Annotated in this window: 14 protein-coding genes; 2 read left to right on the top strand and 12 right to left on the bottom strand. The window is 73.1% G+C overall.

The genetic code is table 11. The features are described 5' to 3' along the window. Positions 1 to 123: 123 nt before the first annotated feature. The 10 genes from ACZ5CW_RS34470 to ACZ5CW_RS34425 all read right to left on the bottom strand — a co-directional run bounded on the left by ACZ5CW_RS34470 (position 124) and on the right by ACZ5CW_RS34425 (position 11,776). Positions 124 to 1,332, bottom strand: a complete 1,209-nt coding sequence (locus ACZ5CW_RS34470; protein WP_468608475.1) for a cytochrome P450 — start codon at positions 1,330 to 1,332, stop codon at positions 124 to 126. A 117-nt stretch (positions 1,333 to 1,449) separates the two neighbouring features. Then, positions 1,450 to 2,148, bottom strand: coding sequence for a class I SAM-dependent methyltransferase (locus tag ACZ5CW_RS34465; protein ID WP_468608473.1), 699 nt, complete (start codon positions 2,146 to 2,148; stop codon positions 1,450 to 1,452). 40 nt (positions 2,149 to 2,188) lie between these two features. Next, positions 2,189 to 3,526, bottom strand: coding sequence for a cytochrome P450 (locus tag ACZ5CW_RS34460; protein ID WP_468608471.1), 1,338 nt, complete (start codon positions 3,524 to 3,526; stop codon positions 2,189 to 2,191). A gap of 16 nt (positions 3,527 to 3,542) precedes the next feature. Continuing rightward, positions 3,543 to 4,106 carry an NADPH-dependent FMN reductase gene (locus tag ACZ5CW_RS34455; protein ID WP_468608469.1) on the bottom strand — a complete coding sequence of 188 codons (564 nt, stop codon included), beginning with the start codon at positions 4,104 to 4,106 and terminating at the stop codon, positions 3,543 to 3,545. A 49-nt stretch (positions 4,107 to 4,155) separates the two neighbouring features. Then, positions 4,156 to 5,142: a Gfo/Idh/MocA family protein gene (locus ACZ5CW_RS34450; RefSeq protein ID WP_468608467.1), complete on the bottom strand. Its 987-nt coding sequence runs from the start codon at positions 5,140 to 5,142 to the stop codon at positions 4,156 to 4,158. Beyond that, a complete protein-coding gene (locus ACZ5CW_RS34445; protein WP_468608465.1) occupies positions 5,139 to 6,125 on the bottom strand; it encodes a Gfo/Idh/MocA family protein in 987 nt (328 codons plus the stop codon). Before ACZ5CW_RS34445 ends, ACZ5CW_RS34450 begins: the two co-directional genes overlap by 4 nt. Positions 6,126 to 6,472: 347 nt before the next feature. Further along, the gene (locus ACZ5CW_RS34440; RefSeq protein ID WP_468608463.1) at positions 6,473 to 7,726 is read right to left on the bottom strand and encodes a beta-ketoacyl-[acyl-carrier-protein] synthase family protein; all 1,254 of its coding nucleotides are present in this window, start codon (positions 7,724 to 7,726) and stop codon (positions 6,473 to 6,475) included. A gap of 692 nt (positions 7,727 to 8,418) precedes the next feature. Next, a complete protein-coding gene (locus ACZ5CW_RS34435) occupies positions 8,419 to 8,682 on the bottom strand; it encodes a hypothetical protein (RefSeq protein WP_468608461.1) in 264 nt (87 codons plus the stop codon). 34 nt (positions 8,683 to 8,716) lie between these two features. Further along, positions 8,717 to 10,885, bottom strand: a complete 2,169-nt coding sequence (locus tag ACZ5CW_RS34430; RefSeq protein ID WP_468608459.1) for an acetoacetate decarboxylase family protein — start codon at positions 10,883 to 10,885, stop codon at positions 8,717 to 8,719. Positions 10,886 to 11,317: 432 nt separating this feature from the next. Further along, positions 11,318 to 11,776 carry a flavodoxin family protein gene (locus ACZ5CW_RS34425; RefSeq protein ID WP_468608457.1) on the bottom strand — a complete coding sequence of 153 codons (459 nt, stop codon included), beginning with the start codon at positions 11,774 to 11,776 and terminating at the stop codon, positions 11,318 to 11,320. A 123-nt stretch (positions 11,777 to 11,899) separates the two neighbouring features. Between ACZ5CW_RS34425 and ACZ5CW_RS34420 the strand changes: the two genes are divergently transcribed. Next, the gene (locus ACZ5CW_RS34420; protein WP_468608455.1) at positions 11,900 to 12,541 is read left to right on the top strand and encodes a class I SAM-dependent methyltransferase; all 642 of its coding nucleotides are present in this window, start codon (positions 11,900 to 11,902) and stop codon (positions 12,539 to 12,541) included. Positions 12,542 to 12,547: 6 nt separating this feature from the next. Here ACZ5CW_RS34420 and ACZ5CW_RS34415 read toward each other — a convergent pair whose 3' ends face one another. Beyond that, positions 12,548 to 13,873: a lipase family protein gene (locus ACZ5CW_RS34415; protein ID WP_468608453.1), complete on the bottom strand. Its 1,326-nt coding sequence runs from the start codon at positions 13,871 to 13,873 to the stop codon at positions 12,548 to 12,550. A gap of 231 nt (positions 13,874 to 14,104) precedes the next feature. Here ACZ5CW_RS34415 and ACZ5CW_RS34410 point away from each other — a divergent pair, with 231 nt between their 5' ends. Further along, entirely contained in the window at positions 14,105 to 14,785 is a 681-nt protein-coding gene (locus ACZ5CW_RS34410; RefSeq protein ID WP_468608451.1) for a lipoprotein, read from the top strand. Positions 14,786 to 14,806: 21 nt separating this feature from the next. Here the strand turns inward: ACZ5CW_RS34410 and ACZ5CW_RS34405 are convergent, their stop codons facing one another. Beyond that, the gene (locus ACZ5CW_RS34405; RefSeq protein WP_468608449.1) at positions 14,807 to 15,439 is read right to left on the bottom strand and encodes a GNAT family N-acetyltransferase; all 633 of its coding nucleotides are present in this window, start codon (positions 15,437 to 15,439) and stop codon (positions 14,807 to 14,809) included. Positions 15,440 to 15,634 lie beyond the last annotated feature (195 nt).

The following is a 15,634-nucleotide window of genomic DNA, read 5'->3' as shown; positions in this document are numbered from 1 at the left end:
TGGCTTTCCGGGACGCCCCCCCCCCCACCCCCCCCCCCCCTCCCCCCCCTCCTCCCCCCCCCCCCCCCCCCCCCCCCCCCCCCCCCCCCCCCCCCCCCCCCCCCCCCCCGCCGGGTTTCGTCCCTACCAGGTGACGGGGAGCCGGTGCACGCCGTAGGGGATGACCACGTCGTCGCGCATCGGCAGGTCCTCGGCGGGCGTCGCGAGTCGCAGGGTCGGGAATCGAGCGAACAGGGCGGGGAAGGCCGCGCGCATCTCGATCCGGGCCAGCTGCTGCCCCAGGCACTGGTGTATGCCGTACCCGAACCCCAGATGCCCCGCCGCGTTGCGGTGGATGTCGAGCGTGTCCGGGTCGCCGAACCGGGCGGGGTCGCGGTTGGCGGCCTGCATCGAGATCGTCACCGTCTCGCCGGCCTTTATCACCTGGCCGCCCAGTTCGACGTCCTCGAGGGCCCCACGGGAGCCGGTGTGGACGACGCTCAGGTAGCGCATCAGTTCCTCGACGGCTCGGCCGGCGAGGTCCGGGTCCCCTCGCAGGGACGCCAGTTGTTCGGGGCGGTTCAGCAGGGCCCAGGTTCCGAGGGCCAGCATGTTGGAGGTCGAGTCGACGCCCGCGTGCATCAATATGGCGCACAGTCCGACGAGTTCCTCGTCGTCCAGGTCGGACGTGGTCAGGTCGCTCAGCAGATCGTCGGCGGGCGCGGCGCGTCTGGCCGTGACCAGTTGCCGGAAGTAGGTCTGCATGTCGGCGTAGGTCATGTCGACGTAGGCCGCGACGTCTTCTTCCGTTTCGGTGTTCGCGTCGTTCGCCGGACGTGCGGGCGGCTGGAAGTGGTCACGGTCCTGGAGCGGTACACCGAGCAGTTCACAGACCATCAGTGCCGGGAGCGGGCGGGCGAAGGCCTCCATGAGATCGATCGGGCCGCCGTGCCGTTCCATGGCGTCCAGCTTTCCGCCGATGATCTTCTGGGCGGTGCCGGTGAGCCGGCGCATCCGGCGCATGGTGAACTTGCCCGCCAGCAGCTTGCGGTACCGGGTGTGTTCGGGGGGGTCTATGTGGAGCATGTCGCCGGGCAGGGGCGCGAACCCCTGGCCGATGTCGGCCAGGGGCCAGTGCCTCCGGTCGTTGCGATGGCTGAATCGCGGGTCGGAGAGTACGGCGCGCACCACGGAGTGGCCGGTGGCCAGCCAGCCGATGTGACCGTCCGGAAACTCCATGCGGGTCAGCGGAGCCCGGTCGCGCAGGACACCCAGTCCGGCAGGCGGGTCGAACGGGCAGCCGGCCGGGCGGGCGGTGGGCAGATCCGTCGGTGCGATGGGCGTTTCGGTCATGTCGGCAACCTTGGATGCGGTGTCACGATGCTTCGAACGCGTATCTGGGGCGAACTCCGGCGGACTCACGGGCCGCGCGCTCAGGACCACGGCCACCGGGGCCTGAGCGGGCGGCACTCAGCTGCGCGTCGCTTCCAGCAGCCAGATCGGCAGCAGCGTGGCGCCGGCGTCGTCGGTGTCGAGCCTGCCCCCGCGATAGTCCTGGCGAAGCGGCTCCGAGAGGACGGTCGTCGTCAGGAACTCGGCGCTCAGCGTGGTGATCGTCCACCCCGGACCGCTGAACGCGGCTCGTATGGTCTCCTCGGTGATCGGGTCCGGACCGGCCGCGTCGCCACGGGAGCACCACTGCAGCAGCCGTCCCCCGGGCCTTATCACGCGCGCCAGCGCGTCCGCGTACTCACGGCGCTGGGCCGGTCCGAAGCAGTGGAACACCAGACTGCTGGTCACGGTGTCGAAATCGTTCTCGTAGCCGTCGAGCCTGGTGGCGTTGCCGGCGGTGAAGGTCACGGTGACCCCCTGTTCGGCCGCCCTGGCCCGTGCCTTCTCGACCGCGGTGGGGGCGATGTCGAGGCCGGTCACCCGATAGCCGCACTTGGCCAGATGGATCGCGTTGTCACCCAGGCCGGAACCGATGTCGAGGACATCGCCGGACACGCGGCCGGCCTTTTCCAGTTCCACCAGCACCGGCTGCGGTCGGCCGATGTCCCAGGGCATCCGCTCCAGCACGACCCCTTCCACCAGGGCACCGGTTCGATACGCTCGTTCGTAGTCCAGGGTCGTCGCGTCGAAGTGCTGGTACGCGTTGCTCTCGGTCATCGGTCCGTCCCTGTCGTCGACGATTGACTGGTCACTTCTCTCAGCATGGAGGCCGGGTGAACCGGCTGAGCATCCCTCGATCTGGTAAGGCCGGTGCGACGGCGGCGTCCCAGGTCACGGGCAGGCTGTGCACGCCGTAGACGGCCATCCTGTCGCGCAGCGGGACCTGCTCGGCCGGGATCGCGAGGCGCAGGCCGGGCAGGCGCCGCAGCAGCTCGGTGAACCCGATGGTCATCTCGCTGCGGGCCAGCTGCTGGCCGATGCACTGGTGGACTCCGTGCCCGAAGGCGAGGTGCGGCTGCCGTGGGCGGCTCACGTCGAAGTCGGCCGGTGCGTCGTAGTGGCGCGGATCGCGGTTCGCCTCGGACACCGAGACGATGACCAGTGACTCCGCCGGAATGGTCTGCCCCGCGATCTCGACGTCCTCGGTCGTGGTGCGCAGCAGGCCGTGATGCACGATGGACAGGTAGCGCAGCAGTTCCTCGACCGCCCCGTCGATCAGCTCGGGGTGCTCGCGCAGCGTCTCGAGCTGATCGGGATGTTCCAGGAGGGCGAAGGTGCCCAGGGCCAGCATGTTCGCGGTCGTCTCGTGCCCGCCGACGAGCAGCAGGTTCGCCATGCCGACGACCTCGTCGTCGGTGAGCGCCGGTTCGGTGTCGGCGTGGAGGAGTCCCGACAGCATGTCGTCGGTGGGGGTGGCGCGTTTCCGCCGTACCTGCCGGCGGATGAACTCCCTGAGTTCGGCGAGGGCGGCCAGCTGCCGCTCGAACGGGAGTTCAAGGTTGAGCAGTTGGTCGGTCCGGGCCTGGAACTCCGTGCGGTCGTCGTAGGCGACCCCGAGCAGTTCACAGATGACCAGGGACGGCACCGCCAGGGCGAAATCCCGTACGAGGTCGGCGCTGGTGCCGTCGGCGAGCATCGCGTCCAGCCGCCCGGTGACGATCTCGAGGATCCGCGGTTCCAGCTGCCGAATCCGCCGGAGGGTGAACTGCCTGGTCAGTTGCTTGCGGTATCGCGTGTGCTCGGGCGCGTCCATGGCGATGAAGTTGCCCGCGACGGCTTCTTCGTCCATGAGCTGGGCGCGCAGTTCCGGTGGGAGTTTCACGACCAGCGGGTTGCGCAGCCGGTCGGAGCTGAGCCGGGGGTCGCTGAGCAGCTTGCGGCCCTCCTCGTAGCCGGTGACCAGCCAGCCGGTGCCGCCGTCGGTCAGCTCCACCCGCTGTACCTCGGCCTGCTCGCGGTACTCGGTGAGCGTGGCGGGCGGGTCGAACGGGCACGCGCCGCGGTCGGTGAACCCCGGTGGGAAGGGCAGCCGGTACACCGACCGGGTGCTGTCCGGGGTGGGCTCGGTGATGGGCGCCGCGGTCGGACTGCTCATCGGTGGTCCTCCTGGTTCAAGCGTGGCGGAGCGGTGCGAGCGCGTTGGTCCAGGCGATCACTTCGGTGAGCATCTGCTGGAGCGTTGCGTCGTGGCGTGCGGCCGGGGCGAAGGTGGTGTACTGCTCGAAGTCGGTCAGCAGCGACAGGGTGATCTGGGTGGGCACGGCTGCCAGTTGGACCGCTCCGGCGATGAGGCGCAGGTGCTCTACAGCGCGGCCACCGCTGGCGCTGCTGCCGTAACCGACGAAGCCGGCGGCCTTGTTGTTCCACTCGTTGTAGACGAAGTCGATGGCGTTCTTCAGCACGGCCGGGATCGACCGGTTGTATTCGGGGGTGACGAAGACGAACCCGTCGCACGCGGCGACTTTGGCGCTCCAGGCACGGGTGTGCGCATGCTCGTACGCGCCCATCCGCGGGGATCGAGGTTCGTCGTACAGGGGGAGGTCGTAGTCGGCGAGGTCGACCAGTTCGAGTTGCGCGCCCTCGAGGGTGCCGGCCGTCTTCTCGATCCACTGCGCGACCTGGGGTCCGACGCGGCCGGGACGGGTGGTGCCGAGAATGATCCCGATTCTGGTCATGCGTGACTCCCTGCCGCAGTAGGGGTGAAAGGGTGCATGAGCCGCCAACTTACCCCAGATCGACGGGGCGGCCGGTGTGCACCGATTCGTAGGCCGCCTGGATGATCCGCAGCGTGCGCACTCCCGCCGCGCCGTCCGGGCCGGCTCCGTGTCCCTTGCCGACCGCGGCGACGAACTCGCCGAGCATGACCGCGTAAAGGTCCGTTCCGCGCGGCTCCCACCGTTCACCGGCCGTGGCCGAGTCGAATCCGCCGAGCAGCCGTGGACGTGCGTCGAACTCCACGCTCGCCCGGTCGCCGACGAAGGTCATGGTCGGCCCGGCTGCCGCCGGCCGACTCGCCGGCGGGCCCCAGCTGCAGTCGAGGGCCGCGACCGTCCCGCTCGCGTACCGCACGGTGAGGAGTGCCGCGCTCTCGATGCCCGGCCGACCGCTGAGAATGCTGTTCGCCTGTGCGTACACCTGCCGTGCCGGCTCCCCGTCGAGCACCGCGTCCACCATGTCGAGCAGGAGTGCCGCGTTGACGGCGAGCGCTCCGCCGTCCGCCGGTTCACAAGTCGGCGACGGGCCGGGGCCGTTGTACGCCCCGTGGATGGTCGTCAGTTTGCCGATGGCTTCTTCGGCGACCGCCCGGCGCACGGCGGTGAACGCCGGGCTGAAGCCGGCCGGTGAGGCGGGGGTCAGCCGCACCCCCGCGTCCGTGCAGGCGGCCACCATGGCCTGCGCGTCCGCCTCCTTGGCTGCCAGCGGATGCTCACACAGCACCTGTGCCCCGGCCTCGGCCGCCCGCTCGGCCAGTTCCCTTCGGCGGGCCACCTCGCTGGTGACGACCACGGCCTCGGGGCGGAGCGCGAACACCTCGTCCCAGCTGCCGGCGTACGCCGCGCCGAGCCGTCGGGCCATGGCCCGGCCCCGGTCCGGATCGTCCGGTGGACCGTCGGGGTCCGCGGTGACGAGGTCGACGCCCGGCATGTCGCGCAGCAGCCGGACGTAGGTCGCGGCGCGCTCGTGGACGAAGGACAGTACGGCGACCCTCATACGGCGACCCTCTCGACGGGCAGTTCCACGGCACGCCCCGTCCACGCGGACTCCGCGGCGGCTTCGGTGATGCGGACGGCGGCCAGCGCGTCCCGGGGCCCCACCCGTGGCTCGGGACCGCCTCTGAAGGCCTCGGCGAACTCGCGGATCTCGGCGGCGAAGGGCGATTCCCCGAAGTGTCCGACGTGCCCCGCCGGATCACCGGCCACCTGGATCTCCTTGGGCCACTCGGAGTCGTGGAGCACCGTCCCGCCCGTGCCCGAGACGTGATACGTGACGCGCGCGGGTGGTCGGGGTGTCGCCGTCCACCGGCTCACGATCTGGCTGAGCGCGCCACTGGCGTGGGTGAGCACGGCGGTTCCGGTCGCGACGGCTCCCTGGGGGGCCGGTGCGGCGATCTCCCCCTGGTAGTGGGCGTGCACCCGCACCACGTCCCCGAAGAGCCAGTAGGCGATGTCGACGCCGTGCAGCATCTGGTCGGTCAGGATCCCGCCCGAGCGCGCGGACGCGTGGCCGGTCCAGGGCCGTGGGTGGTGCCCGGCCACGGTGAACCGGGCGACCGCGCCGGCGCCCAGGCGGCCCGCCGCCACCAGCTCGTGGAGCCGGGCGAACTCGGGGGTGTAGCGCACCATGTGCGCCGGATACAGCGGCACGCCGGCCCGCGCCGCGGCGGTGACGATCTCTTCGGCCTCCGCGGCGCCGGCCGCCAACGGCTTCTCGCACACCACCCCCACGCCCGCGGCGATGGCGGTCAGGGCGATGTCGCGGTGACTGTCCGTCGGAGTGCAGATGTCCACGGCCCGCACGCCGTCCAGCGCCTCGTCGAGGGAGGCGGCAGCCCGGGCGTCGAACTCGCGGGCCAGGTCCGCGGCGCGGCCGTCGTCGGAGTGGACGCGCACAGTCGCCCCGGCCGCGATCCAGGCCTCCAGGTGCAGACGTGCTATCAGTCCCGCGCCGATCAGTGCCACCTCAAGCCGCCGCATGGCACCCCGGCCCTTCCGCCCGGTTCCCGTTCACAGGCGGGCCCTGCGGCTCGTGCCGTCGGCGAAGGTGCGCGACGGCACCTTCCGTCTCCTCCAGGAATGAGCTTCCGACCGTCAAGTGAAGTCCTTCGGATGGAGTGCTGCTGGGGACAGCCGGGAGAGTCGGTCGGTCCCGGCGCGGCTGACGACGCCATGCGTGTCTGAAGCCTGATCAGTTTCGCCCGCGCCCGGTCGTGGGGGGTATCACCAACGTCGGTAGTCTCCCGCCGGGCCGTACCGGGCGCCCCACTCGGACACATGTCACGAAATGCCGCATAGGGAGCCCTGTCGGCCGGGGCGGGGGTGTGTCAGTCGACGGCGGTGAAGGCGAGTACGGCGTTCTGGCCGCCGAAGCCGAAGGAACTGCTGACGGCGGCTCTTATGCGCTGTGGCCGGGGCACCTTGGCGACGACGTCCAGGTCCATCGCCGGGTCGAGCGTGTCCAGGTTGGCCGTGGGCGGGATCAGCTGGTGGCGCAGGGTGAGCACGGTGCAGGCCGCCTCGATGGCGCCGGCTCCGCCGATGGCGTGGCCGATGGTGCCCTTGACGGCGGTGACGGGCGGCGGCCGGCGGAAGACCTGGTGCAGCGCGTTGTGCTCGGCGGCGTCGCCCTGCGGGGTGGCGGTGCCGTGCGCGTTGACGTGGTCGATGTCCTCGGGAGCCAGCCCGGCGTCGGTGAGGGCGCCGCGGATGGCACGGGCGGCGCCGTCCCCGTCGGGGTGCGGGGCGGTGAAGTGGTGGGCGTCGCAGGAGGCACCGAACCCGGCGAGCAGGGCTTCGGGCCGTGCCCCGCGGGAGCGGGCGTCCTCGGTGCGTTCCAGGACGAGGACGCCGGCCCCCTCGCCCAGGACGAAGCCGTCACGGTCCCGGTCGAACGGACGGGAGGCGGCTTCCGGGCTGTCGGCCCGGCGGGACAGGGCGCGCATCTGCGCGAAGCAGGCGGCGGTCATCCGCAGCCGGGCCGACTCGCTGCCGCCGGCGAGGACGAGGTCGCAGTGGCCGGACAGCAGCCAGTCCCGCGCGAGGCCGAGCGCGCTGGTGCCGGAGGCGCAGGCGGTGCTGACGGCCATGTTGGGGCCGTGCGCACCGAGGTCGAGGGCGATCTCGGCGGCGGCCATGTTGGGCACGCTGCGCGGCAGGGCCAGCGGTGAGACCCGGTCGGGAACGTGGTCGGCGAGCCGGTCGAACTCGGCCTGCCAGCCCTGCATGGAGCCGGTGCCGACGCCCATCACCACGCCGATGCGGGCGCCGTCCCAGCCGTCCGGGGCGAGCCCGGCGTCGGCGACGGCCTCGCGGGCGGCGAGCAGCGCGAAGGTGGTGAACCGGTCGAGTCGGCGGGCGAGCCGGTGCCCGAGCAGTCCGGCGGCGTCGAGGCCGGGCACCTGGCAGGAAAAGGCGACGGGCAGTCCGTCCAGGGTGGGGTCGGCGGTCGCGGTGGACCGTCCGGCGCACAGGCCGGCCCAGGCCGCGTCCCGGCCGATGCCGGCCGGCGTGACCAGGCCCAGTCCGGTGACGGCCACCGGGGAGCGCCGTACCGGGGCGTGCGCGTCGGCCTGCTGCATGAGGCGGATTATCCGGGCCGCGAGCGGCTGCTCACGGCCGCGGCAACTCGTTCGGTCCACAACGCGGCCCGTTATCACCCGGACGCCAGAACGCCCGGACACGGAAGCCGCCCCCGGCCCCCGCTCTGCCGCCGCCTCGTCGGTGACGGTCGGCCGGGACGGGGCCCGCCTCGCCGGGGCCTCCGTCCAGTGCGCGTACCGCGTGGGTCCAGGCCTGGGCGAGGGCGGTCTCCAGCTCGTCCAGCGGCCGTCCCGGGGTGTCGAGACGGAGCGCGGGGCCCAGGTGGACATGGACGCGGGGGCGGCGCGCGGGCACGGCGGCCCAACCCGCCGGCTGCTTGCTGCGGTCGCCCAACCCGCCGGCTGCTCGACACGGCCACCCAGCCCGCCGGCTGCTTGGTGTGCTCGCCCACCCCGCCGGCTGCTCGGCGCGGCCACCGGGGAACACCCGCCGGGCACTCGCGTGTCCGATCAGGATCGCCGGGGCGCCGGTGGGCAGCGGGAGCCGCAGGGCGTCGGGGGCACGGCGGCTGCCGCGGCGCACCGGCACGTGGACCCGCATGCCTGTCCGGCGTGCGGTGTCCGCGGGCGGACGGCAGGATGCCCCCCCCTGCTCGCACCCCGCCTGCTCGCGCCCGCCGCCTCCTTCCCCGAGGGTCCGCGCAGCGGCGACGCCCGCACCCGTTCGGGGCTCAGTCCGCGCCTTGTGCGTGGGTGAGCAACGCCGTGGCGGCGGCGCGGAGTTGTTCCGCCGCCGTGGTGCAGGCCGCGGCCTGCCGCTCCAGGAGGGGGCGGCCCCACTCGGGTGCCGCCGGGCACCCGCTCAGCGTGGCCGCGGTGACGAGCAGCCGGCGGGCGTAGCCGTCCATGAGGCCGGCGTCGGCGCGCAGGCTGTCGACGTGCGCGAGGAGTTCGTCGGCCACGGCCGCGGTCGCTCGGGGGGACTCTGTCACCATGGCGGCTCTCAATCGGCAGGGCTGGTGCGGAGGTTCAGCGGGGCAGGACGGCACCGGCGCTGCGGTGGACCATGAACTGGGGGCAGGCCAGGACGAACAGGGGCCGGGCCGCGTCGATGCCGAGCCGGCGCAGCTGCCCGGCGAGGGGTTCGGCCGCCGCGGTGTCCAGCCGCAGCCGGATTCCGGTGCCGGGGTGCAGCCGCAGCCGGCCGTGGGTCCGGACCAGCGTGCGTACGGTGCTCCTGCCGCGGCGGCCGTAGAGGATCCAGTCGGCCTCGGGGCAGCGGACGCCCGGTCCGAGGCGGCCCTCGACGGTGAGCCCGAGGTCCGGGGAGCGGGCGGTGATCTCGCGGCCCATCAGGTCGGCCTCGGCGGTCATCCGCATCGCGGGCTGGCCCCAGATCTCCTGGGCGGCCACCCGGGCCTCCTCGCTGGTGACGGCGAGGGAGACGACGTACCGGCCGGTGCGGCGCAGGTCCACGCGGCGCAGCAGGTCGGCGGCGACGTCGTAGGGGCGCGGCCGCCACAGGTCGTCCACCAGGACGGACAGGGCGATCTCGGTGTACGGGCCGATCGTGGTGCAGCGGTGCTCGTACAGCGACAGCACCGCGAGGGCCCGTCGGCCCAGCCGGCTCGGGGTCGTCCAGGTGGCGTCGGGCAGCAGGCCCCTGGCGGCGCCCGCGTCGACGGGGAAGCACAGGTGGGCGGCGGAGGAGTCGTAGTAGCGCACCGGTACGTCGACGGGGCCCGCCGTGGTGGGCACGGAGGCGGTGGGCAGGGTGAGGAAGGGGTAGCCCTCGGGCGGGTTGGCGCGGTCCTTGAGCTGGTAGGCCTGGGTGCGCACGACGGGACCCCGGTAGGGGGTGAGCGTCTCGTCGGCGTCCTCGCGGGCGTCGGGGACGACCGTGCGCAGGTGCTCGATGTACTCATGGAGGGTGTGGCACAGCGGGAACTCGTGGGAGGGCCCGGTGTATTCGACCTTGTACCAGCGGGGGTGCGGGTCGAACGCCGAGCCCGCGCCGCGGCCGTCGAGGACGGGCACGATGTCGTGCTGGTTGGTGATGGTGGCGACCCAGGTGCGCGGGTCGGCGGGCTTCTTGTGGTCGACCGGGGAGCCGACGGCGACGACGTGCGTGACCCGGTAGGTGCGGCTGAACTCCTCGTCCTGGGCGAGGTTCATCACCGCGATCCCGCCCTCGCTGTGCCCGATCAGCGCGAGGTCGGCGCCGCGCGGGATGCCGTAGTCCTCCAGGGCGCGCAGGATCGCGCGGGTGTAGGGCGAGTCGGACAGGAACAGGTTGCGCCATGCACCGACGAAGTCCTGCGGGGAGTCGTTGCGGGGGCGCCCCGGGGCCATGCCGGGGGCCTGCACGACATAGCGGACGACGCCGTCGGGGCCGCGCACGTTCTGCACGAGGATCCGCCCGTCGGTGGAGAGCACCTCGATGTTGCGCAGGAACCCGAGGAGGCAACCCTCGGTGGCGATGACCTGCTTCTCCTGGTCGGTGAGGTCGACGGCCTCGGCGGCGCCCTCGCCCTTGTCCAGGCCCGCGAGGCGGTCGGCGCCGATGCCGTGCAGCGGGTCGGCGGACGGTGCCCGGCCGGTGGCGAGCGCCCAGCCGGTCTCGTCGTTCTGCGGGTCCTCGTCCAGCAGGGCGCGGACGGCGAGGAGTTCGGCCATCAGCGGCGCCAGCCCGGACAGGGCGCGCTGCGCTCCCCGGTCCCGGAACAACGCGCGCAGAGCCCGTACGGCTTCCAGGTCCTTGTCGGCGGTGACGGCCGCCAGCAGCCTGCGCATGCCCGGATCGCGTACGAACTCGGGGTGGTCGACGAGGACGGCGGCGATCCTGAGGCGCAGGGAGGTGACGGCCACCAGTGCGGCCAGGTTCTCCCGGCCGAGCACCTCACCGGCGGCGCCGAGGACGAGGCCCATGCCCTTCGGTGCCGTGATCGCCGAGCCGCCGAGGCCCTGTCTGTTCGTCAGGGCCCGCAGCAATGCCCACTGGACGGCGAGGCCGGTCCGGGGCCGGCGGCGCGCGGAGGAGGTCAGGGGTGGTGCGAACAGCGCGGTGCTCGTGCGCTCGGACACCGCGCGGATGCCCTCGGCGACGTCCGCCACGTCCCGCGCGCACCGGCGCAGCAGTTCGCTGCTGTCCTGACCGTCCGGCGTGGGCCGTCCGGGCGCGTGGCCGTCCGCTCGCATCCGGCGCTCCCTGGGCTCGACGACGTACGACGACACAGGACGGGGTACCGCCACACCGGCGGGACGCCGTCCCTGTCCCATGGTCGGCCAGGGCAACCAGGCCCGCACCTTCATCCATCCAGGGAGAGGAGGTCCGCCGGTCCGACGCCGCCCGCCGAACCCGGACGCCGGAGGCATATGGCTTCTGCATGATCGGCCCCTCTGACCGCGTGCGCCGCCCCGCCCATACGGGGGGCGGCGGAGAAGGGGCTGCGTGGGGGCGAACGTGACGACGGCGGTCCAAGCCCCTGATCACGCGGCGACGCGCGCGGTGCGGCTCACCCGGCCGAGGCCACCCGGCATCGGCACATGGTCCCCGCGCCCGGGCAAGCGGATCACGGCGTCCGGCAGGCCGAAGATCACTCGGTGGCCGCTCGCCCGGCGACCCGGTCCTCATCCATCGGTCATCAGCCCCGCCGCGACCGTGGCGCCGAGTTCCCAGCAGGCCTGTGTGCCGGGCTTGCCGGGCTCGCCGGTGACCGTGACCGGCTCGGCCGCGCGGCGCCAGCCGAGGCCGGTGGTGACGGCCTCGATGGCGCGGACGGCGCCCGTGACGTCGTTGCCGCCGTGGACGTAGTAGCCGAAGGGGCGGCCCCGGGTCTCGTCCAGGCAGGGATAGTAGATCTGGTCGAAGAAGTGCTTCAGCGCACCGGACATGTAGCCCAGGTTCGCCGGGGTGCCGAGCAGGTAGCCGTCGGCTTCGAGGACGTCGGAGGCGGTGGCGGACAGGGCCGCGCGCCGGACGACACGGACGCCCTCGATCTCCGGTGTGGTGGCCCCGGACACGACGGCCTCGAACAGGGTCTGGCAGTTGGGCGACGGGGTGTGATGGACGATCAGCAAGGTAGGCACGCTCCGCACCCTGCCGTGCGCCTGCCGCCGCTCGCAAACGAGGGGCACGGCGGGGGCGTCGCGGGCACCGGCCCGGGGTAGGACGTTGCCCGGCAGCCGCACACGGTGACGAGGGGAGACGTGGTGACCGAGGACGATCGGCGGGCACCGGCCGCTGTGGTGTTCGACGCGCTGGGGCTCGCCTACGAGAAGGCGTTCGCCACGTCCGAGCCGCACCGGGCGTCACTGCGGTGGCTGCTGGGGCGGCTGGCGCCCGGCAGCAGAGTGCTGGACGTGGGCAGCGGGACGGGACGGCCGACCGCACAGACCCTCACCGAGGCCGGGCACCGGGTGCTGGGCGTCGATGTCTCGCCGGTCATGGTGGAGCTGGCCGGCCGGCAGGTGCCCGAAGCCGAGTTCCGGCTCGCCGACATCCGCGGACTACCGCTGGAAGAAGCCTCGTTCGACGCGGTGTGCGGGTACTTCTCGCTGCTGCAGATGACCCGCGCCGAGCAGGCCGACGTCGTGGCGGGGCTGGCGCGTGCGGTACGGCCGGGCGGGCTGGTCGCGCTGGCCACCGTGCCCCTCGACGTGGAGGACGTCGAGGGGCTGTTCATGGGGCAGCCGGTGCGGGTGACGAGCTTCACCGCCGGGGCGTTCAGGGAGCTGGTGGCCGGGGCGGGCCTGTCGGTGCTGGCCGAGGAGCACGCCGTGTTCGCGCCGGCCCACCCCGACGCCGTGCCCGAGCCGCACCTGTTCCTGCACTGCCGGCGCGACGCGGGGTGAGGCCGGTCAGGGCTGGAGGGGCAGGGTCCGGCAGGTGGACCCGGCCGGCCTGCCCTCGAGCCGGTCGGTGAGCCAGCCGATGGCGTCACCCTGGTCGGTGAGCAGCGGCGCGAAGTGGTTCAGCAGTGCCCGGCCCAACTGCGGTACGGCGACCGGCACATAGGTGACCTGCGCGCCCTTGCGGCACCAGTCGACGGCCAGCCGGCGGGCCTGGGCGTGCGGGACGAGGTCGTCGTTGATCCCGGTCGCCACGCGTACCGGGCCGGCCGGCTTCCCCGCCCCGATGCGCTGCCGCCCGAGGAAGTCCCGCAGGGCGGGCTCGGCTTCGATGACGTCGCTGATGGTGGAACCGTCGGTCGTCCAGGCCGTGCTGTGCGCGGAGTTGTAGGAGAGGATCGCGTCGCCGACGCACATCGTGGACAGGTCGGCCAGCGCCGCCTCGCCCGCCGTGTTCAGGTGCCGGTCGGCGACCGGTTTCAGCGCCGGGTCGGACTGCAGGAAGCCGTTGACGGCCCAGCCTAGGGCGCCGGCCAGATCACTGCCGTCGATCGCCTTGGTCACCTCGGTCAGATCGGCGGGCGGCGCACCGGAGTAGGTGCCGGCCAGCGTGATGTCGGGGGCGTAGGACGGCTGGAGTTCGGCGGCGGCCGCGGTCGCACCGCCGCCCTGGCTGTAGCCGTAGAGTCCGACGGGCGAGGCCGCGGTCACCGACGCGCTCTGCAGGTTCCGTGCCGCGCGGACCGCGTCCAGCACCGCGTGGCCGCCGTCGAGACGGTTGACGTAGGTGTGGAGCCGGTCCGTCGCGCCGAGTCCGGCGTAGTCGGTGACGACGACGGCCACTCCCGCGGAGAGCAACCGGTAGATCGCCAGGTCCTCGTAACCGACGGACACGGTACGGCCGTTGAGCGTCAGGGGGTGTTCCAGGCCGAGAGAGGCTGCGCACTGGTCACCCTGTCCCATGGTGCCGGGGGCCACCGCTACCAGGGGGCGCGGTCCGCCGTGCCGCCAGGAGGTGGTCGGCTCGAGATAGGCGCCGGTCACCGCCACCGGCTGCCCGGTGGAGTCGGTCGACTTGTACATCAGCCGGGTGGCCCGGCCGGGCAGGGGGCCGTCGAGGCCCGGCAGGCTCAGCGCCAGCGGCAGGCGCTCGCTGCGGATCAGGGCGCCGTCGGCGACGGGCAGCGTGGTGGGAGGGGTGTAGAAGGCGGGGATGGTGACGCCGCGGGACACCACCGTGTCCGAGGCTCCGGCGGGGAGCGCGGCAGCCGCCTGCGCGCCGAGGCAGGCGGCGACGGCGATCGCGAGAGCGGGCAGACGAGTACGCACGGGCATGGGGGACCTCCTGGGCGGCGGGGTGGGGCAGGGGGCTCCGAAGCGACCGGCAGGGACCTTACTTACAAGTAAGTTACCGGCGGTAGCCCACGGGGGGTCACGGTTGGGTAATGTCGACTCGCTGTCAGCGACGGCCTCGGCCCCTATTTCGGCGGGCCGTTGTCAGCCCCCTCCGCTACAGTGTCCGGCCGGACCATCGGGGAGACGAAAGTGCAGGTCGAGGTGGGGATCGTGCGGAGCAGCACAGCGGCGGGCATCGCCGTGGGGACGACGCTTCTGGCGGCGGCGCTCAGCGGGTGCGGCGAGTCCGGCGGATCGGACGACAAGGGGCGCCCGAGCGCGTCCAGCGCGTCGGCACCGGCGAAGACGACCGCGAGCGGTGGCACGATCGGCGCGGCCGGCTCCGCCTGCGAGCTGCCCGTGAGCTTCGAGATCGCCAAGGACTGGAAGGCCAAGTCGATCGACGCGGAGGCGGAGCTGTCGAAGCGGACGAAGGGCTCCGACGACGACCTCGGCGGGGCGCTCGCGGAGGCCTTTCTCCGCCAGGGACCGGTCACCGCCGCCTGCGAGATCGACGCCAAGCCGGCCGGCAACATCGGCTTCCTGCGCGTGTGGACCGGCAAGGCGGGCGACGGCGACGCGGGCAGTGTGCTGCGGGAGTTCGTCGCCGCCGAGGACAACGTCAGCAAGGCGAAGTACCACTCCTTCAAGACCGGCGGCGGGCTGTCCGGCGTGGAGGTGGAGTACCTCTACACGAGCAAGCTCCTGGACGAGACCAAGAAGGAGAGCGCCTTCGCGGTCAGCACTCCCGACGGGCCGGTCGTCCTGCACCTCGGCGGCATGGACAGCGAGGAGCACGAGGCGATGCGGCCCGCGTACGACCTCGCCAAGCAGACCCTCAGGCTCGCCTGAGGAGCCCTGGCCGCGCCTCGCTCACTCCAGGGCCGTGGCCCGGCCCAGGTACGTCAGGGGGCCGGCGCCCGCGACCGGGATCTCGTGGAAGCCGAGCCGGTCGTAGAAGGCGCGGGCGGCCGTGTTGACGGTGACCATGCCGAGGTGGACCGCCTGAACGCCCTGTCCGTGCAGGGCGTTCAGGAAAGTGTGCAGCAACCGGCGCCCGTACCCCCGCCCCTGCCAGGGTGGCAGCAGGTCGATGTGCAGATGGGCGGGGTAGGCGGCGAGTTCGGGTACGAGCATCCGCTCCGGGTGGTGCAGAAGGCGGATCATCTCCTCCGTGGGCGTGCGGGGCGGCCCGGCCGGCTCCGGGTATCGGCCGGCCAGCCGGGGGATCCAGGTCTGCCGGAAGTCCTCGACGAACCGTTCGGTGTCCGCGGTGCCGACGACGTACCCCACCGCCCGGCCCGTGCCGTCGTCCAGCACGAAGGCGAGGTCCGGGTCGAAGTGACAGTACGGCTCGGCGAAGAGCGACGGCATCAGGCGCAGGTCGCGATAGATCGCCCGGGAGTCACCTCCGTTGTGCGCGGTGCGGACGCAGACGTCGGCCACGGCATCACGGTCGGCGGGGCGGTGGAGCCGGATGGCGGGGCTCGGCCGGAGGGAGGACATGCGGACATCCTGAGCCCGCTGGGAGCGCTCCCACAAGGGTTCGGGGAGGAAGACCCCGGGAATCCCGGCGCCGCCATCCCGGTCAGGTCCCGCGAACGACGCGGGGGGGGGGGGGCCGGGGGGGGGGGGGGGGGGGGGGGGGGGGGGGGTGGGGGGGGGGGGGGGGGGGGGGAAGGGGGGGGTGGGGGGGGGGAC

Source organism: Streptomyces sp. NPDC031379, assembly GCF_055569615.1.
This window is presented reverse-complemented; position numbering and strand designations above follow the sequence as displayed.

Bases quoted from the DNA above. Each gene is read 5' to 3' on its own strand.
- ACZ5CW_RS34415 (WP_468608453.1), bottom strand. From the start codon at position 13,873: ATGCCCGTGCGTACTCGTCTGCCCGCTCTCGCGATCGCCGTCGCCGCC.
- ACZ5CW_RS34455 (WP_468608469.1), bottom strand. From the start codon at position 4,106: ATGACCAGAATCGGGATCATTCTCGGCACCACCCGTCCCGGCCGCGTC.
- ACZ5CW_RS34405 (WP_468608449.1), bottom strand. From the start codon at position 15,439: ATGTCCTCCCTCCGGCCGAGCCCCGCCATCCGGCTCCACCGCCCCGCC.
- ACZ5CW_RS34465 (WP_468608473.1), bottom strand. From the start codon at position 2,148: ATGACCGAGAGCAACGCGTACCAGCACTTCGACGCGACGACCCTGGAC.
- ACZ5CW_RS34460 (WP_468608471.1), bottom strand. From the start codon at position 3,526: ATGAGCAGTCCGACCGCGGCGCCCATCACCGAGCCCACCCCGGACAGC.
- ACZ5CW_RS34440 (WP_468608463.1), bottom strand. From the start codon at position 7,726: ATGCAGCAGGCCGACGCGCACGCCCCGGTACGGCGCTCCCCGGTGGCC.
- ACZ5CW_RS34450 (WP_468608467.1), bottom strand. From the start codon at position 5,142: ATGAGGGTCGCCGTACTGTCCTTCGTCCACGAGCGCGCCGCGACCTAC.
- ACZ5CW_RS34470 (WP_468608475.1), bottom strand. From the start codon at position 1,332: ATGACCGAAACGCCCATCGCACCGACGGATCTGCCCACCGCCCGCCCG.
- ACZ5CW_RS34435 (WP_468608461.1), bottom strand. From the start codon at position 8,682: ATGGTGACAGAGTCCCCCCGAGCGACCGCGGCCGTGGCCGACGAACTC.
- ACZ5CW_RS34430 (WP_468608459.1), bottom strand. From the start codon at position 10,885: ATGCGAGCGGACGGCCACGCGCCCGGACGGCCCACGCCGGACGGTCAG.
- ACZ5CW_RS34445 (WP_468608465.1), bottom strand. From the start codon at position 6,125: ATGCGGCGGCTTGAGGTGGCACTGATCGGCGCGGGACTGATAGCACGT.